Annotated in this window: 12 protein-coding genes; 6 read left to right on the plus strand and 6 right to left on the minus strand. The window is 73.3% G+C overall.

From position 1 onward, the window contains the following. The coding region (locus tag CR470_RS23375) for a glycosyltransferase family 2 protein (RefSeq protein ID WP_143663859.1) at positions 1–1,459 on the minus strand (1,459 nt) is incomplete at its 3' end. 101 nt (positions 1,460–1,560) lie between these two features. Here CR470_RS23375 and CR470_RS23380 point away from each other — a divergent pair. From CR470_RS23380 to CR470_RS23405, 6 genes are all read left to right on the plus strand, one after another. Continuing rightward, a complete protein-coding gene (locus CR470_RS23380; RefSeq protein WP_373561438.1) occupies positions 1,561–2,817 on the plus strand; it encodes a CDP-glycerol glycerophosphotransferase family protein in 1,257 nt (418 codons plus the stop codon). A 138-nt stretch (positions 2,818–2,955) separates the two neighbouring features. Then, positions 2,956–3,726, plus strand: a complete 771-nt coding sequence (locus tag CR470_RS23385; RefSeq protein ID WP_097869511.1) for a methyltransferase domain-containing protein — start codon at positions 2,956–2,958, stop codon at positions 3,724–3,726. Positions 3,727–3,737: 11 nt separating this feature from the next. Further along, positions 3,738–4,607, plus strand: a complete 870-nt coding sequence (locus tag CR470_RS23390) for a TylF/MycF/NovP-related O-methyltransferase (protein ID WP_097869512.1) — start codon at positions 3,738–3,740, stop codon at positions 4,605–4,607. A 251-nt stretch (positions 4,608–4,858) separates the two neighbouring features. After that, positions 4,859–8,305 carry a bifunctional glycosyltransferase/CDP-glycerol:glycerophosphate glycerophosphotransferase gene (locus CR470_RS23395; RefSeq protein ID WP_097869513.1) on the plus strand — a complete coding sequence of 1,149 codons (3,447 nt, stop codon included), beginning with the start codon at positions 4,859–4,861 and terminating at the stop codon, positions 8,303–8,305. Further along, positions 8,302–11,181: a bifunctional glycosyltransferase/CDP-glycerol:glycerophosphate glycerophosphotransferase gene (locus tag CR470_RS23400; protein WP_097869514.1), complete on the plus strand. Its 2,880-nt coding sequence runs from the start codon at positions 8,302–8,304 to the stop codon at positions 11,179–11,181. Before CR470_RS23395 ends, CR470_RS23400 begins: the two co-directional genes overlap by 4 nt. After that, positions 11,178–12,320: a glycosyltransferase gene (locus CR470_RS23405; protein WP_097869515.1), complete on the plus strand. Its 1,143-nt coding sequence runs from the start codon at positions 11,178–11,180 to the stop codon at positions 12,318–12,320. Before CR470_RS23400 ends, CR470_RS23405 begins: the two co-directional genes overlap by 4 nt. Before the next feature lie 70 nt (positions 12,321–12,390). Here CR470_RS23405 and CR470_RS23410 read toward each other — a convergent pair whose 3' ends face one another. The 5 genes from CR470_RS23410 to CR470_RS23430 all read right to left on the minus strand — a co-directional run. Then, positions 12,391–14,616, minus strand: coding sequence for a bifunctional glycosyltransferase/CDP-glycerol:glycerophosphate glycerophosphotransferase (locus CR470_RS23410; protein ID WP_097869516.1), 2,226 nt, complete (start codon positions 14,614–14,616; stop codon positions 12,391–12,393). Positions 14,617–14,805: 189 nt separating this feature from the next. Further along, complete coding sequence (locus tag CR470_RS23415) at positions 14,806–15,747, minus strand: carbohydrate ABC transporter permease (protein WP_097869517.1); 942 nt, start codon at positions 15,745–15,747, stop codon at positions 14,806–14,808. Further along, on the minus strand, positions 15,744–17,030 hold the full coding sequence (locus tag CR470_RS23420; protein WP_097869518.1) for a carbohydrate ABC transporter permease: 1,287 nt from the start codon (positions 17,028–17,030) through the stop codon (positions 15,744–15,746). The genes CR470_RS23415 and CR470_RS23420 overlap by 4 nt, the downstream gene beginning before the upstream one ends. 106 nt (positions 17,031–17,136) lie before the next feature. Next, entirely contained in the window at positions 17,137–18,501 is a 1,365-nt protein-coding gene (locus CR470_RS23425; protein ID WP_097869519.1) for an ABC transporter substrate-binding protein, read from the minus strand. A 209-nt stretch (positions 18,502–18,710) separates the two neighbouring features. Next, the coding region (locus CR470_RS23430; RefSeq protein WP_257138890.1) for an FtsK/SpoIIIE domain-containing protein at positions 18,711–19,799 on the minus strand (1,089 nt) is incomplete at its 5' end.

A 19,799-nucleotide genomic window follows, 5' to 3' on the forward strand; every position in this document is an offset into this window, starting at 1 on the left:
AGATGTGTATAAGAGACAGGTCCGCGCCCGCGTCCGGGGCGCGGACCGCCACCCGCCGGACCGTCCCGGGCGCGGCGAGGACCAGGCCGACCAGCCAGCCGCCGCCGTCCGCCGTCGCGGGCAGCCGGTCCGGGTCGAGGACCATCTCGAAGCCCGCGTGGTCGTAGCCGTGCAGTTCCTGACCGGAGTTCACCGTCGCCTCGGGCGTGCTCACGGACCGCACCGGCACCGGCCGCACCTGCCGCCCGCGCTCCGCCCGGACCATCCCCACCGTGAGCCGCTGCCGGGCGGAGGCGGCGGGGAGGTTGCGCAGATACGCGTACCCGCGCAGACGCAGCTTCCCGTCCGCGCCCCAGCGCGCCTCCAGCAGCCGCGCCACCGCGGGGATGTCCGCGCGCGTGAGCCGGGCGTTCGCGCCGCGCACCCCGGGGTACACCGCTCGCCGCCGCCCCGGGAGCCCTTCGACCGCGAACGTGCCCGCACCGTTGGCCCGTTCGAAGGCGAGGACCGCCAGCAGCTCCTCCAGACGCCGCTCCCGCACCAGCGACCACTTGACGCGCAGCTCCACCGGCAGCCCCTCCAGCGCCCCGGGCCCCGCCCGGTCGACGAAGGCCCCGGCGCCCTCCAGGAACGCCGCCCGGTACGCCGCGCCGCCCAGCGGCAGGCCGTCCAGGAAGTACCCGAAGTCGTCGCGCAGACAGGACGTGTCGTACGCCCGCCGCTGTGCCGCGCCCCGGCCGCCCAGGAACGCGCTGACCTGCTCGCACGCGGCGATCCGGTCCCGTACCCCCGTGACGTCCGTACGCCGCCGGGTGATCGACCCCTCCCGCACCCGCCAGTAGTAGACGTGCTCGTGCAGGACGTCGACGGACCCGGCGAGATGGTGCGCGGGGATCATCACCGGGGTGTCCTCGTACAGCTTGCCCACGGGGAAGGCGAAGCCGTGCGCGTCCCAGAAGGAGCGCCGGAACACCTTGTTCCACGCCACCCGGTCGGCCAGCAGGCGAGGGTCCCTGGTGATGTGGGTACGCGGCCGGGGGCCGGTCAGCCAGCGGTACTGCCAGGCCTGCTGCCGCCCCTGCGCGGTCAGCCGCCACACATTGCCCGTCACCAGATCGGAACCGGTCGACTCCAGCGAGGCCGTCATCCGCTCGTACGCGTCGTGCACGACGATGTCGTCGCTGTCGGCGAACGCCAGGTAGGGGACGGTGGGCGTGGTGTGCCGGACGCCGGTGTTGCGGGCGGCGCTCAGGCCGGCGTTCTGCTGCCGCACCAGCCGGAAGCGGCCGTCCCGGGCGGCGAACTCCGCCGCGATCCGGGCGCTGCCGTCCGTCGAACCGTCGTCGACCATGACCACCTCGATCGCTTCGAGGGTCTGGTCCGCCACCGACCGCAGGCAGTCCTCAAGGTAGGCCTCGACGTTGTGGACGGGGACGACGACGCTGAGGAGTGGCTTCATGTCCTGGTCAACAGAGGGAGGCCCCCGGGGTCACCGGCGCTGACCCGAACGGGTGAACACGGGCCACCGGCCGGCCACCGGCGCGATTACGCTCGGCTCCCATGCCTCACCGTGCGCCCGTCGTGTCCGTCGCCTCCGCGAAGCGGTTCGTCCGCCGGCAGGCCATGCGGGCCGCCTACCGCACCGACCTGCGCCGCCCGCTCGACCCGAACCTCGCCGTCTACGGGGCGTACTGGAACCGGGGCGTCGCCTGCAACCCCGCCGCGATCCACGCCAAGGCCCGCGAACTGGCACCGCACGTACGGGGTGTGTGGGCCGTCTCCTCCCGGCACCGCGACCGGATGCCGGCCGGTGTGCCGTACGTCATCGAGGGCTCGCGTCCCTACTGGCGGGCCATGGCCACCGCCGCCTACCTGGTCAACAACTCCAGCTTTCCCGGCGGTTTCACCAAACGGCCCGGTCAGCGCTATCTCCAGACCCACCACGGAACCCCCCTCAAGACCATGGGGCTGGACCAGCGCGCGTACCCCGCCCTCGCCCGGAAGACCGACTTCGCCAGGATCCTCGCCCATGTCGGCCAGTGGGACTTCAGCCTCTCCGCCAACCCGCACAGCACCGAGGTCTGGGACCGCGTCTACCCGGGCGCGTACGAACGCCTCGACCTCGGCTACCCCCGCAACGACCTCTACGCCACCGCCACCGCCGAGGACGTCGCGGAGATCCGCGCCGGACTGGGCATCGCCGAGGGACAGACCGCCCTCCTCTACGCCCCGACCCACCGCGACTACCGCGACGGCTTCGTACCCGACCTCGACCCGGCGCGGCTGGCGCGGGAACTCGGCCCGGACTACGTGCTGTTGGTGCGCGCCCACTACTTCTACGGACGGTCCGCCGGGGTCGGCGGGCCGGGGGCCGGGGCGGAGGGGTGGAAAGGCGCGGGTGCGGGGAAAGGCGCGGATGCGAGGACGGGTGCGGGGGCGGGGCGCGTCGTCGACGTCACCGGGCACCCCCGGGTCGAGGACCTGTGCCTGGCCGCCGACGCGTTGATCGCCGACTACTCCTCCCTGATCTTCGACTACGCCTGCCTGGACCGCCCGATCGTCGTCCACGCCCCCGACTGGGCCGCCTACCGGGCCGCACGCGGGACGTACTTCGACCTGCTCTCCGGGCGGCCCGGCGACACCCCCGGCGCCGTCACCACCACCCCCGGCGAGCTGGCCGACGTGTTCCGTACGGGGGAGTGGCGGTCACCGGAGGCGGCCGTGCTGCGCACCGCGTTCCGGGAGCGGTTCTGCCCGTACGACGACGGGCGTGCGGCGGAACGCGTCGTACGACGGTTCCTCGCCCCGTCCCTGTGACCCGGGCCCCCGCCCCCGATCGGCCGGCGCGTCCCCGCCACCCGGATGGCTCAAGGCGGCCCACCCGCGCCGGTTCTTCCGCGCCGCGCGGTCGTTGTGCCCAACAGCCCGCTCACCCCGCCATGTTGGGAGACGTCCATGCACCGGTCCGCCTACGAGCAGATGGAACTCTGCATCAAGGAGTACCTGCCCGTCGAAGGGCCTGCCCGCGGGGCCGCGTCCGGCAACGGCGCCTACCGCGTCGTCGATCTCGGGTCGCGGATCTCCGGCAAGCAGACCCGTACCCACCGGGCGTTGCTCGCCGGGCACCCCGTCGACTACTTCGGTGTCGACGTGCAGGACGGCCCCAACGTCGACGCGGTGATGACGAAGCCGTACCGCATCCCCGCCCGCTCCAACAGCGCCGACGTCGTGCTGTCCGGGCAGGCGTTCGAGCACATCCCGTTCTTCTGGGCGTCGATGCTGGAGATCGCCCGGATCCTGAAGCCGGGCGGCCACGCGTTCATCACCGCCCCCTCGCGCGGCCACGTCCACGACGCGCAGGACTGCTGGCGCTACTACCCCGACGGGTTCCGCGCGCTCGCCGCGCACGCGCGGCTCGAACTGCGCGAGGCCTACACGGACTTCCCGCCGCGGAAGGGCATCTGGCACGACTACCGGGCCATCGACGAGAAAGCCGCCTACTGGGGCGACTCCGTCGGCGTCTTCCGCAAGCCGCGGCGCTACCCCCGCCTGACCATGTTCGCCGTACGGGAGCTGGCGGTGTGGTGGGCGAACCGGGTCGGCGGCGTGGACGGCGTCCCGCTGCCCCGCCCGGTGGACGGCCGTGAGGCGTGCGGACGCCCGGGGGCCGTGCCCGCGCAGGAGCCCTCGCTCGAACAGGACCCGCCCCGATCAATGGCAGGTTGACGAAAGATGACATGCGGCGCAAACCGCGCGTACTGTCCCGGGGCATGGCTTGGCGCAACGCCGTCAACGGCGTCCTTCAGCAGCTCACCGGATACCAGCTCAGGCGCGTCACGGTGCCCGCCGCTCGCACCGCCCCCGCACCGGCTCCGGCCGCCGCACCCGCCCCCGCAACAGCTCCGGAGCCCAAGGCGAAGAAGCCCGCGCCCGGGTTTCCGGCGGACTACGACGACGAGGCGAAGGACATCATCCGTGCGGTCAAGCCGTACTCGATGACCTCGCCGGAGCGGCTCAACGCCTTCATCCTCGCCACCCGTCACATCGCCCGGCACGACATCCCCGGCTCCATCGTCGAGTGCGGCGTCTGGCGTGGCGGTTCCATGCAGGCCTGCGCCCGGACCCTGCTCTCCGTCGGCGAGACCGAGCGCGACCTGTACCTCTTCGACACGTACGAGGGCATGACCCCGCCCACCGCCGAGGATCTGCGGCGCGACGGGCGGCCGGCCCAGGAACTGCTGGACGCCCAGGGCAAGGACCGGCCGATCTGGGCGGTCGCCTCGCTGGAGGACGTCAAGGCGGGCTTCGACAGCGTTCCGTACCCGAAGGAGCGCGTCCACTACGTCCGGGGGCGGGTTGAGGACACCGTCCCCGCGCAGGCCCCCGAGCAGATCTCCATCCTGCGCCTGGACACCGACTGGTACGCCTCCACCAAGCACGAACTGGAGCATCTGTACTCCCGGTTGGTCCCCGGTGGGGTGCTCCTCATCGACGACTACGGCTACTGGCAGGGATCGCGGCAGGCGGTCGACGAGTTCCTCGACAAGACCGGTGAGCGCCTTCTGCTGCTGCGGATGGACGAGGGCCGGATCGCCGTGAAGCCCTGACGCGAGCCCATCACGGCAGCGCCGAGCACCGAGCCCCGTGCCCTTCCGGTACGGGGCTCGAACGTGCTCCCGGCACGCCCCCGGGATACGTGACTCCGCCCTCCGCGTCACCCGAACGGGCCCCCTCGGGTGACCCGTCCCTCCGGCGCGGGTTGTACCCCATGGCCCCCGACGGGCCCCACGCCCCGAAGCCCAAGTCCCCGACGCTCATTGCCCCTGATGTCGTCCGCCCGGAAGGATCGTGCGCCGCGATGGCACCCCGTCTCACCGTCGTCGTCCCCCTCTACAACGTCGAGGAGTACCTCGGTGCCTGCCTGTCCTCGCTCGCCGAGCAGACCATGCCGGACCTGGAGGTCGTCCTCGTCGACGACGGGTCCACGGACAACGGCCCTGCCCTGGCCCAGGAGTTCGCGGACCGCGACCCGCGCTTCCGGCTGCTCCGGCAGGAGAACGCCGGACTCGGCGCGGCCCGCAACGCCGGGGTCCGCGAAGCCCACCCCGGCGCGGAGTTCCTGACGTTCGTCGACAGCGACGACGTCGTGCCGTCCGGCGCGTACGCGCGGATGCTGGCCGAACTCGAGCGCTCCGGCTCCGACTTCGCCACCGGTAACGTGCTCCGGCTGCGGGCGGGCGGGGAGCTGGAACAGTCCCCGATGTTCCGCAAGCCGATGGAGAAGGCGCGGCGGGCCACCCACGTCACCCGGGACTGGATCCTGCTCGGCGACCGCATCGCCTGCAACAAGGTCTTCCGCCGCGCCTTCTGGGACGAGCACGCCTTCGCCTTCCCCACCGGGGTGCTGTACGAGGACATCGCCGTCGTCCTGCCCGCCCACTTCCTGGCCCGCTCCGTCGACGTCGTCGAGGAGCCCGTCTACCACTGGCGCGACCGCGACGGATCGATCACCACCCGGCGGGCCGTGCCCCGGGGCATCCGCGACCGGGTCACCGCCGTCACCACCGTCAGCCGCTTCCTCGCCGCCCGCCCCGAACTGGCCGAGGCCAAGCGCCGCTACGACGCCCACGCGCTCTCCGGCGACCTGTGGCTGTTCATCGAGGCGCTCGGGGGCGGCGACGCGGAGTTCCACGAGGCGTTCCTGAAGCACGCGGGCGCGTTCGCCGCCACCGTCGAGCCCGGTGTCCTCGCCGGACTGCCCCTGCACCTGCGGGTCAAGTGGCAGCTCATCCGCGAACGCCGCCTCCCGGAACTCCTCGACCTCCTCGCCGACGAGAAGAAGGACCGGGACACCTTCCACGTCACCGGGCTGCTCCGGCCCCGGGCCCACCACCCCGCAGTCCGCGCCCCCCTGCCGCCCGCGACGACCGCACTGACCTCCGCCGACCTGCCCGTCCACGCCCACCTCACCGAGGCCGTCTGGCGGGACGGGCTGCTGCACCTGACCGGCCACGCCTACGTACGGAACGCCCCGGGCGGCCCGGTCCGGCTCGGCTGGCTGCGCTCCGGGAAGCGGCTGATCCCCCTGCGGACCCGCCCGGCCCCGGGCGACGAGGCCACCGCCCTCTCCGGCCGCTCCCTGCACCGCTACGACCGCGCCGGGTTCGAGGCCGTCGTCGACCCGCGCAGGCTCACGGCGAAGGGCAGCGGCGGCGGGCGTACGACGTGGAAGCCGGAGGCCGTCGTCGTCGGCGCGGGCCGGCCGCGCCGGGGCCCGATGCGGCTCGTCGGCACCCCGGCCCCGCCCGCCGTGCTGTACACCGACGAGCGGACCCGTGTCGTCCCCGTCCTCGCCGGCAACAAGCTGGAGCTGCGCACCGAACGCGTCGCGGCCGTCCTGACCGGGCAGTCGGCGGTCGAGGACGCGGTGCGCCTGGAGGTGAAGGTCCTCGGCGACGCCGGACCGGTCGCCCTCAGGCTCACCGAGTGGCGCACCAAGGAGACCCGGGAGTTCGCCCTGCGCGGCTCGCTCGGCTCCCGGGCCGCGGACATCCCGCTCAGCGCCTTCCGGGGGGAGGACCACATCTGGGGCGTCCAACTCATCGGCGAGGGGAAGCCGTTGACCGTGGCGGCCCGCACCGACGGCCAGGACGGACGCTATCCGCTGCCCGGCGGCCGAGAGCTGTACGCGGCCCCCAACCCCTCGGGCGACCTCGTGCTCACCGACCGGCCCGTCCAGCCCGTCGTCACCTCGGCCGTCCGGGAGGAGTCGGGCGCCCTGATCCTCGAAGGGGCCTTCCCCGAGCCCACGGGCGCCTTCCGGGAACTCGTCCTGCGGCACAGCGGCCACCGCGAGGAGGTGGTCCTCTGCCTGGAGCGGGGAGACGGCGACCACTTCCGGGCCATGGTCACGCCCGCCGCCGTCGAGGGACCCGGCGGGACACTGCCGCTCGCCGAGGGGCGCTGGCATCTCTTCCTGCGCGAGCCGGGGGAACGGGACCCGGAGGCGTACCGGCCGCTGCGGCTGAGCACCCCTCTGCACCACACCCTGCCGCGGCGACAGCGTTCGGAACACCGGGAGTTCGTCCTTCAGCGGCGCCACCACGACCGGATCGTCCTGGAGTCGGGCTCCGCCCTCCCCGTCGGCGAGCGGGGCGCGTACGGGCAGCGGATCCAGCGCGAGCGGTACGCCGGACTGCGCGCCGCCACGGCCGACGAACCGCGCCCGGCCGTCCTCTACTCCAGCTTCGACGGCCGCCAGCACTCCGACTCGCCCCGCGCGATCCACCGCGAACTCGCCTCCCGAGGACGGGACATCGAGCACCTGTGGGTGGTGCGCGACCAGCAGGCGACCGTGCCGGAAGGCGTCCGCCCCGTCGCCCTGCACAGCGCCGACTGGTACGAGGCGCTGGCCCGCAGCCGCTGGATCGTCACCAACACCCACCTGCCCGAGTGGTTCGAGCGGGCCGATGGCCAGTGCGTCGTCCAGACCTGGCACGGCACCCCGCTCAAGCGCATCGGCCGCGACCTCGCGGGCACCCCGCACGCCGACGCCGCGTACATGGCGTCCATGGAACACCGGTCCGCCCAGTGGAGCGTGCTCGTCTCCCCGAACAGGTTCTCCACCCCCGTCCTGCGCCGCGCCTTCGGCTACTCGGGCGAGGTCCTGGAGTGCGGCTACCCGCGCAACGACCTGCTGTACGCCCCCGACCGGGACAAGGCCGCGGCCGCCGTACGCGAACGGCTCGCGATCCCCGAGGGGCGGCGCGTGATCCTGTACGCCCCCACCTGGCGCGACGACCACCCCCGGAGGGGCGGGCGCTACGGGCTCGACCTCCAACTCGACCTGGACCGGGCGCGGGAGGGCCTCGGCGACGACCATGTCCTGCTGGTCCGCCGGCACTACCTCGTCGGCGGGAGCATCCCCGACACCGTCTTCGTCCGGGACGTCTCCCGCCACCCGGACGTCGCCGAACTGCTGTTGATCAGCGACGTCCTGGTCACCGACTACTCCTCGATCATGTTCGACTTCGCGCAGACCGGCCGCCCGATGCTGTTCCACACCTACGACCTGGCCCACTACCGCGACACCCTGCGCGGCTTCTGCTTCGACTTCGAGCACCGAGCCCCCGGCCCCCTGATCCCCGACTCCGCCGGGATCGTGGCCGCCCTGCGCGACCCCGAAGCCGCGACCGCCGGGCACCGGGAGGCGTACGAGCGGTTCCGGGAGGAGTTCTGCGACCTCGACGACGGGACCGCCGCCGCCGGGGTCGTCGACCGGATGCTCAAGGGGGAGCAGGCATGAGCGACTTCAGCTGTGTGATCACCGGCGGCGGGGACAGCGAGGGCCCCGGGGACGCCGACGCCCTGCGCGCCTCCGTGGAGTCCGTGCTCGGCCAGTCGCTGCGCGGAGCCGAGGCCGTCGTGGTCCTCGCCTCCACCGCCGGCCCGGCCGTCCGCACCGCTGCCCGGACGCTCGCCGACCGGGCCCCCGGGCGGGTCCGGCTCCTCCACGCCGACCCGGCCGCCCGCACCACCGGCGCCCTGCGCAACGTGGGCCTGGACGCGGCGGACGGCCGGTACGTCCTGGTCCTCGCCACCGGCGAACGCCTCCAGCTCCACGCCTGCCGCAACCTGTGGCAGGCGGGCGAGACCAGCCGCGCCGACCTGATCGCCGGCCGCTGGAGCAGCCTCGCGGCCGAGGGCGGCAAGGAGCGGGAGCCGTCCTGGCAGGGTGAGCTGTACGCCCGCTCCCGCACTCTCGCCCGCTTCACCGACGCCCCCGCACTCGTCGTCAGGGACGCCCTGGTGACCGGATTCTGTCTGCGCCGCGAGGCCGCTCGGCGGCACGGGCTGCGGTACGAGGAGGACCTGACGTACGGCGAGATCCTCTTCGGCCCGCTCGCCGCCGCCGCGGTCGGACGGATCGCCCTGGTCCGCCGCCTGATCGTGACCGGCCGGGCCGTCCCCGACCGGGCCCGCGACCTCGCCGCCCTGGTCGAGGCCCACCGCCGGGTCGCCAACACCCTGCTCACGCAGGGGCTTCTGGAGCTGCGCGAGGACCGGGAGGAGGCGTTCGCCCGCGACCACCTGGTGCCGCTCGCCCGGACCTTCCCCCACTTGCCCGCCGCCCGCCGCGCCCGGACCGCCGCGGCCGCCGCCCGCGCGCTGAGCGGTTCCTTCCGGGCGGGCCTGCCGGGTCTGCCGCCGCTGGAGCGGGTCGCCGTGAGCCTGCTGGCCCGGGGCGACGCCGAAGGGGTCCTCGCCGCGGCGTACGCGCTGAGCAGGCCCGCCACCGTGTGCGCGCCGCTGACGGCGGGATCGGACGGCCGGGTGGCCTGGGGCGGCGGCCCGGAGGGGCCGGGCCTCGACGTCTCCGAACTCGGCCACCAGTACCGCACGTTCGGCGACGCGCGGCTGATGAACCGGCTCACCCGCGCCACCGCCGAGCGGGGCCGTCTGCTCCTCGAAGGCCGCCTCGTACTGCCCGGCCGCGGTGGGCCCGCCCCGGAGGCTCCCCTCGCCGCGACCCTGGAGTTCCGGGCCCGGGGCGGGGCGCGCGCCGTCGCGTTCCCGGTCGAGGAGATCCGGCACGACGGCAACGGGATCATCTGGCGCGCGCGGGCCGACGTCTCGCGCCGCCTGCGCCCCGTCGGCGCCCGCGACACGGCGTGGGACGCGCGGCTGACCGTGACCGCGGGGGGCCCCGACGGGCCCCGGTCCGTCAGCGATCTGTTCGCCCCGCAGGACCAGGTGGAAGGGGCCCTCCGGTTCGCCGCCAGGCCCCGGCTCGGGCGGCTCGCCGGGGACACCTGGGAGCCCTACATCACGCTCAAGGACCACTTCGCGCTCCGGCTGACCGCCCGCCGCCGCCCGGCCCGCACCGCCCACCGCCTGGTCCGCTACGCCACCCGCTTCCGGCCCACCCGCAAGGCGAAGCTCCTCGTCCGGTCCCTGCGCAAGCGCCTGGACCGCTACCGCTCCCGGGGCTTCAAGGTCCCCGTCTACAACACCTGGCTCACCCGGCTCCCCGTGCGCCGGGGCGCCGTCGTCCTCGAAAGCCACATGGGCACCTGCTACGGCGACAGCCCGCGCGCCCTGTACGAGGAGATCCGCCGCCAGGGCCTGAAACTCCACGCCACCTGGTCCTACGACCCCTCCCCGGCGGGCTTCCCGGACGACGCCCGCCTCGTACGCCGCTGGTCCTGGCGCTACCTGTGGGCGCTGGCCCGCGCGGAGTTCTGGGTCGACAACCAGGGCTTCCCGCAGCAGCTGCACAAGCCCCGGCACACCACGTACCTCCAGACCTGGCACGGCTCCGCGTACAAGCGGATGGGTTTCGACGAGCGGCGCGTGCGGCTCCAGAACACCCCCCAGCGTGCGCGGCTCCAGCGGGCCGTGGACCGCTTCGACCACTTCCTCGTCCGCTCGGAGCACGACGTGAACACCCTCGCCCGCGCCTACCGGCTGCCCGAGGAACGGCTCCTGCGCACCGGCTACCCGCGCAACGACGCCCTGATCGCGGAGCGCACCCGGGCCGAGACCGAGGGGCGGCTGCCGCGCCCACCACTCGCCGGGGCGCTCGGGCTGGACGACCACAAGAAGACCGTGCTGTACGCCCCCACGTTCCGGGGCGGCCCCGGCAAGCAGCGCAAGAGCCGACTCCTGTTGGACGTACGGGAGTTCGCCGAGCGGTTCGGCGACACCCACACCCTGCTGGTGCGCGCCCACTACCTGGAGTCCGCCCGGCTGCCGCTCTGCCCGCCCGGGACCGTCATCGACGTCTCGCGCCACCACCACGTCAGTGAACTCCTCTCCCTCACCGACGTGTTGATCACCGACTACTCCTCCATCATGTTCGACTTCACCCTCCTCGACCGGCCCGTCGTGCTGTACGCCCCCGACCTGGAGGCGTACGCGGCCGAGCGCGGCAGCTACTTCGACCTGCGGGAGAAGGCCCCCGGGCCGGTGACCGCGACGCAGGAGGAGCTGTTCGCGACCCTGGCCGAACTGAAGAGGTCCGACACCCGGTACGCCGACCGACGCCGTTCCTTCGTACGGCAGTTCGGGCCCTACGACCGGGGCGACGCGGCCCGCAGGACCGTCGCCGCCGTCTTCGGCCCCGCAGCCTCCCGGGGCGCCCACCACACCATCGACCACGACCGGGGGGCCGGCCGATGAGCCGCGACATCTTCATCGTCTCCAACAGCACCGACGAACTCGGCGGCGTCACCGGCTGGATGCACCAGACCGCCCGCCTCTTCGCCGGCCAGGGCCACCGGGTCCACGCCATCGGCATCCACGCCTCCGACCTCAAGATGGCGCTGCCCGCGCAGCCCGCCCACCCCGTCACCGCCCTCTACCCCGCCCACCCCCCGACCCCCTGGACGCCCCGCGGCGTCCGCGACCGCTTCCGCCTCCCCACCCGGCGCAAGGAGGCGGCCCGGGCCGCCGCCAAGAAGCGGGCGGTCGCCCGGCTCTCGGAGATCTTCGCCACCGCCCGCCCCGGCGCGGTCGTCATCGTCACCCAGGTCTGGGCGATGGAATGGGTCGGGGAGGCGGACACCACCGGGCTGCGGGTCATCGGGATGAGCCACGAGTCCTACGGCTACTCCCGCGCGAGCCACCGCTACCGCTGGATCAAGAAGCACTACAAGGACCTCGACCACTGGCTCGTCCTCACCGAGGAGGACGCCGACCAGTGGGCCGGGGACGGCATGAACAACGTCGGTTTCCTGCCCAACGCCCTCTCCCGCCTCCCCGCCGTGCCCTCCCCGCGCACCGCGAGGACCGTCGCCAGCATCGGCCGGCTCAGCGACCAGAAGGGCATCGACCTGCTCCTGGACACCTGGGCCCTGGTCGCGCCCGCCCGCCCCGAGTGGAGGCTGCGCGTGTACGGGGCCGGCGAGGACGAGGCCGCGCTGAAGGAGCAGTGCACGAGCCTCGGCCTCGACGGCTGTGTGGAGTGGATGGGCCGCACCGACGACGTGGAGCGGGCCCTCGCCGAGGCCTCCGTCTTCGTCCAGTCCTCCCGGGGCGAGGGCTTCCCGCTGGCCCTCCTGGAGGCGATGGCCAGCGGCGTGCCCTGCGCCGCCTTCGACTGCGCGCCGGGCGTGCGCGAGATCGTCCGCGACGGCGAGGACGGCCTCCTGGCCCCCGCCGGGGACGTCGCCGCCCTCGCCGACCGGCTGCTGCGGCTCACCGGCAACCCCCGGCTGCGCGACGCGATGGGCGCCCGGGCCCGGTCCGGCGTCCAGCGGTTCTCCGAGCCGGAGACCCTGCGCCGCTGGGAGGAGCTGTTCGCGCTCCTGGAACGCTGAGCACGCTCCGCACCCGCTCCGAGCACGGGCGGGGCAGGGCTCTGGGCGCGCGATGGGCGACGGCCCGGAGTCAGCCCTTGACGCCCGCCCCGGCCCCGTCCTGCGCCGGAAGGGCCGCGGGCGTCCGGCGGGCGGCGGACGGCACCGGCAGCGGCAGCCCGTCCGTCTCCCCGAGGAAGACCCGCCGCACCACCCGCTCGGCGGCGTACCCGTCGTCGTACGGACAGAACCGGGCCCGGAACGCGGCCCGCAACTGCGCCGAGCGTGAGCCCCGCCAGTGGTCCGTGGCGAAGATGTCGAACAGCTCGTCCTGGCCCCGGGCCACGATGCCGGGCGGGAACGCCGTGATGTCGAAGTACGTTCCCCGGGCCGCCTCGTACGCCTCGATGTCGGCCAGGTGCAGCACCACCGGGCGGTCCAGGTTGACGTAGTCGAACATCAGCGACGCGTAGTCCGTGATCAGCGCGTCCGACGCGAGTGCCAGCGTCTCCACGGACCGGTGCCCATGGACGTCGATGATCCGGGGGTGCGGCGCCCGGTGGCCGTCGACGCCCGTGGGGCGGGGCGTCCGGGCCAGCACCACGAACCGCGGGCCCAGGACCCGGACCAGCCGCTCCAGGTCCAGGGCGGGCCGCTGGACACGCCGGTAGTCGCGGTGCGCCGGGGCGTACAGCAGGGCCGTGCTGCCCGCCGGGATCCCCAGCGACTCGCGCAGCCGCGCCACATCCGCCGGGCCGGTGCGGTGGTACACGTCGTTGCGCGGCGAGCCGTACTCCAGCGTCGTGTACGCGGACGGATAGGCCCTCTCCCGTACGAGGGTGGAGTGCGGGTTCGCCGAGAGGGAGTAGTCCCAGGTGTCCACCGAGCGCAGCAGCTGCTCGAAGTCGGTGCCCCGGGCGGCGGCGGGCCGGTCCAGCAGATCGGTGCCCACGGTCCGCAGCGGCGTGCCCTCGTGCGTCTGGAGCAGGATCTGGCCCCGGCGCTTGACCAGCCCCCGGTCGAAGGCGGAGTCGTTCACCAGGTACGCGGAGCGGGCCAGCGCCGTCCAGTGGGCGAAGGTACCGGTCGCGAGGTGCCGGGTGCCGGCCGGCACGGTGGGGGCGTCGGCGGGCCGGCAGATCCAGGCCGTCCGCACCCCCGGGACCAGCTCGCGGACCTTCGCCTCGATCGCCGCGGGGCTGCCCGTGTACCCGCCGCCCCGGGCGGCGAACACCGCGTCCCGGGAGCGCAGCGGCAGCCGCGACTGGATCCGGTAGTGCGTCCGCAGCGCCGCACCCCGCACCGCCCGGCGCACGGCCGCCGAACCCCGGCGCAGCCGGCCGCCCAGGCGCTGGGCGCCCGACAGCACCTGGTAGGTGCGCCGCGCGCCGAGCCGCAGCAGGCCGTGCCGCAGCAGCGCGCGGCGGGGGACCGGGGCGCCGGGGGTGCGGTAGCGGCGGCAGGACGCGGCCGCCCGGCGGAAGAACGCGGCGCGGCTGTGGTGCGGCAGCCGGTCCCGGGAGGCGAAGAGCGCCGAGAAGTGGTCCAGCATCCGGCGGAACATCACCGGACGCCACACGGCGAGTTCGGGGCGCGCGTCGATGAACGCGAACACCCGGTCGTACTGGTCGAAGACGTCGAAGTGCTTCTCGCTGGTGGTGGAGAGGATGTTGCCGCGCCGCCGCTGCCGGTAGGAGACGCAGACCGCGTCCAGCACCGCGATCGACCCGGCCGACATCAGCACCGGGTAGGTCCAGGGCGTGTCCTCGTAGTAGCCGGGCGGGAAGGTGAACCCCTCGGCCTCGATGAACGCGCGGCGGTACGCCTTGTTCCAGGCGACCATGAGGAGCCGCAGCAGCTCGGGCCGGTCGGCGAGCCGGAAGGTGGCGGGCCCGCCCTCGTCGAGGTGGGCGGCCAGGACGTTGCGCACGCTGCGGCCCGTCCAGTACGTGCGGGCGTAGTCGTACATCAGGACGTCGGGCCCGCCGGTCGCGTCGATCCGGTCGGCGATGGTCTGGAGCGCGTCCGGCAGCAGGGTGTCGTCCCCGTCGAGGAAGATCAGGTAGTCGCCGCCCGCCCGTGCCATCCCGGCGTTCCGGGCCGGTCCGAGGCCGGTGTTGCGGGGGAGGTGCAGAGCGGTGACGCGGGGGTCCCGGCGGGCGTACTCGTCGGCGATCGGTCCACAGGCGTCGGGGGAGCAGTCGTCGACCACGACGATCTCGTAGTCCTTGAAGGACTGTGCCAGCACGGAATCCAGACACGCGTGCAGATACGCCTGGACCCGGAATGCGGGCACGATGACGGAGAACCGAGGCACTACACATCCATGGGTCGATCGTTCGCGGGAACCAGGCAGACCGCAAACGTCGGATGGAATGACAGGGTTACGCCGGACGCGGCAATCGGGGGACGCGGACGGCGAAGCGGCCCGGTTCCGGGGAACCGGGCCGCTCCGGGTTGACGCACAGCCGTACGCCTACGAGGGTGTACGGCCTTGTGGCGAGGGCTACTTGACCGAGCCCGCCATCACGCCGGTCACGAACTGCCGCTGGAAGGCGAAGAACACCACCAGCGGGATCACCATCGACACGAACGCGCCGGGCGCCAGCACGTCGATGTTGTTGCCGAACTGGCGTACCTGCTGCTGGAGCGCCACGGTGATCGGCGGCGACTCGGAGTCCGCGAAGATCAGCGCGACCAGCATGTCGTTCCACACCCACAGGAACTGGAAGATCCCGAGCGAGGCGATCGCCGGACCGCCCAGCGGCATCACGACCCGGACGAAGAGCCGGATCTCGCCGGCCCCGTCGAGCCGGGCGGCCTCCAGCAGTTCGCGGGGGATCTCCGCGAAGAAGTTCCGCAGCAGGAAGATCGCGAAGGGCAGGCCGAACGCCGTGTGGAACAGCACCACCCCGAGCGTCGTCTCGAAGATCCCGATGGTGCCGAACAGCTCGGAGACCGGGATCAGCGCGACCTGCACGGGAACCACCAGCAACCCGACGACCAGCAGGAACCACCAGTCGCGGCCGGGGAACTCCATCCACGCGAAGGCGTATCCGGCCAGCGAGCCGATCACCACCACCAGCACCGTGGAGGGCACGGTGATCATGATCGTGCTGACCAGCGAGCCGGTGATCGTCGAATTGTCCAGCAGCCGCTGGTAGTTGTCGAAGGTCATCTCCGAGGGGGCGGTGAAGACCTTCCACCAGCCGGTCGCCGCGATGTCCTGCGGCCCGCGCAGCGAGGACAGCAGCAGACCGATCGTGGGCATCAGCCAGAACAGGGCGACCAGGATCAGGAAGACCCTCATCACCCCGCCGCCGGCGCGGGCGGCGATCCGGGCGCCGAGGGACTGCTTGGCCCTGGGCGCTTCGGGGGCGCCGGTCTGCCGGGAGACCGCCTTCTGGCGGCCGATACGCGCGGTGTTCACTTCCGGTGCGCTGCTCATCGGCGTCCCTCCTTCCGGATCCGGCGGATGTTGAACAGCATCACCGGGATCACCAGCAGCAGCAGGAGCACCGCGATCGCGCTCCCGATCCCCAGGTCCGCGTCCGTGCCGAACGAGGACCTGTACAGCTGGAGCGCCAGCACGTTCGCGTCGTCCTGCGAGGAGCCCGGCGCGATGATGAACACCAGGTCGAAGACCTTCAGCACGTTGATCATCAGCGTCACCAGGACCACCGCGAGCACCGGCGCCAGCATCGGCACCGTGATCCGGCGGAACACCTGCCACTCGTTGGCGCCGTCCACCCGGGCCGCCTCCAGGAGCTCGCGCGGCAGACCGGCCAGGCCCGCCGCGATCAGCACCATGGCGAACCCGGCCCACATCCACACGTAACTGCCGATGATCCCGGGCGTCACGAGGGACGGGCCGAGCCAGTCGACGCCGTTGTACGGCTCGCGGAAGTTGTCGGCGGGCAGGCGGAGTTGGGATCCGTCCGCCGACGCGGGCAGGGTGAACACGCCGTCCGCTCCGGCCGTGGCCGTGGCGACGACCTTCCCGTCCTTCACCGCCTCGACCTTCAGGCCCTTCAGGCCCAGCTCCTCGGGGTCGACGACATTCGGCTTTCCACCGCCGCCCCGGGTGAAGTCCAGCCAGGCCGTGCCGGAGATCCTGTCCCCGGCGGCCGCCGGGGCCGCCTTCGCCGGACGCGCGTCGCCCGGCATCTTCGCCGGAGCCACGCCGACCAGCGGCACCCGCAGCGGCTGGCCCGCCCGGACCGGCTCCTTGGACAGATACGCCCCGCCGTCACCCTTCTCCAGCGGGTGCACGGGCAGCGGTCGCGCCTTCGGGAAGCCGGAGGACTGGTTGAACGTGTCGTGCACGCCCACCGCCACCGCGTTGGCCACACCCCGCTCGGGAGCCTGGTCGTACACCAGCCGGAAGATGATGCCCGCCGCCAGCATCGAGATCGCCATCGGCATGAAGACGATCAGCTTGAACGCGGTGCCCCAGCGGATCCGTTCGGTCAGCACCGCGAAGATCAGCCCGAGCGCGGTGGCGACCGTCGGGGCGAAGACCACCCAGATCGCGTTGTTCTTCACCGCCGTGACGATGGTGGCGTCGGTGAACAGGGCCTTGTAGTTGTCGATCCCGGCGAAGCCCGTACCGGCCTGGTCGAAGAACGACCGGTAGACCGAGTACCCGATCGGATAGAGCACCAGCGCGCCGAGCAGCACCAGCGCGGGCAGCAGGAACGCCGCCGCGATGACCCTGCGGGTGCCGGTCACGCTCCGGCGGGACTTCTTCGGATCCGGGGGCGGGGACGGACGTGGACTCATGTCGTCGGCGGGGGGCGCCGAACCGGCGCCCCCCGCGGTCGCTGTCGTCACGGCGTCAGCTCTTGTAGGCCTTGACCGCTTCGGACTCCAGCTGTTTCTGGGTCCCCGCGATGTCCTTCGGGTTCTTGAGGAAGTCCTGGAGGATCTTCCACTCGCCCTTCCCGGGCGTCCCGCCGAACGACTGCGGGGCCTGGTCGGACATGTCGAACCTGACGTCGTCACCGGCGTCGATCAGCGCCTGGGCCATCGTGCGCTGCACGTCGTTCGGGTAAGCCTTCAGGTCCAGGCTCTTGTTCGGGGAGATGAACCCGCCCGCCTCGGCCCAGATCCTCGCCGCGTCGGACGAGGCCAGCCAGGTCAGCAGCGCCTGCGCGCCCTTGGTGTCCTTCAGCGCCACCGCCGCGTCGCCGCCGGTCACCACGGGGGAGTCCGCGCCGACCGCCGGGAACGGGAAGACCTTGGCGTCCGTGCCGATCTTCGCCTCGGTCTGCGCGATGTTGATGGAGACGAAGTCGCCCTCGAAGACCATCGCACCCTTGGGCTGGTCACCCCCGGTGAAGGTCTGGGTGACCGACGCCGGGAACTCCGTCTGGAGCGCCCCGTCCGCGCCGCCCGCGATCAGCTCCGGCTTCCCGAACAGCGCGGCCAGCGTGGTCAGCGCGTCCTTGACGGAGGGGTCGGTCCACGGGATCTCGTGCTTCGCCAGCTGGTCGTACTTCTCCGGCCCCGCCTGGGAGAGGTAGACGTTCTCGAACCAGTCGGTCAGGGTCCAGCCGTCCGCGCCGCCCACCGAGACCGGCGTGACGCCGGAGGCGGAAATGGTCTCCGCGGTCGTCAGGAAGTCCTTCCAGGTCTTCGGCTCGCTCGCCCCCGCGTTGTCGAACGCGGCGGCATTGTACCAGATCAGGGACTTGTTGGCGGCCTTGAAGTACACGCCGTACTGGGTGCCGTCCACCGCGCCGAGGTCCTGCCAGACCTTCGCGTAGTTCTTGTCGAGCTGAGCCTTCGCCTCGGGGCCGACCGGCTTGGCCCACTTCTTCGCGGCCGCCTGCTGGATCGCCCCGACCTGCGGGATCATCGCCACGTCCGGCGGCTGCTTCCCCGCGATCTTGGTGCCCAGGAAGTTGATGATGGGGTCCTGCGCCGGAACGAAAGTGACACTCGCGCCCGTACGCTTCTCGAACTCCTCCAGCACCTTGGTGAAGTTCGCCTGCTCGGGTCCGGTCCAGACCGCGGCGACGGAGATGTTCTCCCCGTCCAGCTTCGGCAACTTCACCGTGGACGCGCTGTCCGTGCCCTTGCCGGCACCGTCGTCCGTTTTCTTCTTGCCGTCTCCGTCGCCTCCGCAGCCGGTGAGCGCCAGAGCGCCGACCGCCGCGAACACGACTGCGGCCCTGCGTATCGAGAAGGTTGTGCGCATTCCTGCCCCGTCTCTGCTGTACGCGTCCGGCCATGTCCACATGCCCGGACCACGTCGTCCGTGCGCACAGTCCTACGCCCGGCGCACGAGGCCCGCAATACCACTGGGGTCCCCAACAGGCTTATCGTGATCGCCTCGTGACGTCATGTCAGTGCATGTCGGAAGCCTGCCGGGGCGGAAAGCGGGGGCGGACCGGTCCGGCGGCCGTGTCAGGCCGGGAACGGCACCAGCGCCGGAAGCCGCTCGGCGTTCACCGAACGGGCCGCGCGCTCCAGCGCACTGGCGAGCAGCGCCAGGTCGGTCGGCCCGTTGCCCAGCTCCCGGACCGGGCGCCGGGTCGGCGGATCGCCCATCCGCTCCCACTCCAGCGGGACGACGGTGGGCCGCAGCGTCGCCGTACGCGGGATGCGGCCGGTGACCCGGCCCCCCTGGAACGGAGTCACCCGGCCGTCCGGATGCCCCAGCCGGCCCCGGCCGGGGGCCGGCTCGTCCGGGGACGGCGGCAGCACCGGGGCGTCCAGCACGATGCGCAGCCGGGCGCCACGGGCCAGCTCGGTGTCCTCGGTGCGGTCCGGGCGCGCGGAGGTGGCGACCAGGTGCACCCCGAGCCGCCCGCCGTCCCGGGCCACCGCCTCCAGCGCCCGCACCACCGAACCGGCGGCGGGCCGGCCGGGGCTGCCGAGCGCCGGGGCGACCAGCGCGTCGAAGTCGTCGGCGAGGACCACGAGGCGGGGCAGCGGTGACGGGCCCGGGTCCCCGGACCGGGCGGCCGGGCGGAGCCGCAGGGTGCCGCTGGCCGGGGAGTCCAGATCGCCCCGCCGCTCGGCGCCGCTCGGCGGCCGCTGGCCCACGATGCGGGGGGCGGCTTCCTGCTGGGCGTGCCGCTCGTGCCAGGCGGCGAAGTCCAGGTCGCCGAGCAGCTCGGCGCGCCGCTTCAGCTCGCCGCCCAGGGCCTGCGCGAACTCCCGCATCCGGACCGGGTCGCACGCCACGAGGTGCGTGAAGACATGCGGCAGCTCCGTACAGGGGAGCAGGCCTTCGCCGCGCTCCCCCTGCTCGCCGCCGGAGCCGTCGACGAGCAGGATGCCGAGCCGGTCGGGCCGGGCCGCGGAGGCGAGCGAGGCGGCTACGGCCCGGAGCAGTTCGGTGCGGCCGCTGCCCGGCGGCCCCTCGATCAGCAGGTGCGGCCCCTCGTCGGCGAGATCGACGCTGAGGGGGCCCCGGGGGCCCGCCCCGAGCACAAGGACCGGTCGGCCGGTGTGGGCGCCGGCCGGGGGCGGGGCCCCGCCGGCGACGGA

It is taken from the genome of Streptomyces sp. rh34 (assembly GCF_002551245.1).
In the GTDB taxonomy this organism is placed as follows: Bacteria; Actinomycetota; Actinomycetes; order Streptomycetales; family Streptomycetaceae; genus Streptomyces.

Coding starts and splice junctions, on each gene's coding strand:
- CR470_RS23405 (WP_097869515.1), top strand. CDS start 11,178: ATGAGCCGCGACATCTTCATCGTCTCCAACAGCACCGACGAACTCGGC.
- CR470_RS23415 (WP_097869517.1), bottom strand. CDS start 15,747: ATGAGCAGCGCACCGGAAGTGAACACCGCGCGTATCGGCCGCCAGAAG.
- CR470_RS23395 (WP_097869513.1), top strand. CDS start 4,859: ATGGCACCCCGTCTCACCGTCGTCGTCCCCCTCTACAACGTCGAGGAG.
- CR470_RS23385 (WP_097869511.1), top strand. CDS start 2,956: ATGCACCGGTCCGCCTACGAGCAGATGGAACTCTGCATCAAGGAGTAC.
- CR470_RS23390 (WP_097869512.1), top strand. CDS start 3,738: ATGCGGCGCAAACCGCGCGTACTGTCCCGGGGCATGGCTTGGCGCAAC.
- CR470_RS23425 (WP_097869519.1), bottom strand. CDS start 18,501: ATGCGCACAACCTTCTCGATACGCAGGGCCGCAGTCGTGTTCGCGGCG.
- CR470_RS23380 (WP_373561438.1), top strand. CDS start 1,561: ATGCCTCACCGTGCGCCCGTCGTGTCCGTCGCCTCCGCGAAGCGGTTC.
- CR470_RS23400 (WP_097869514.1), top strand. CDS start 8,302: ATGAGCGACTTCAGCTGTGTGATCACCGGCGGCGGGGACAGCGAGGGC.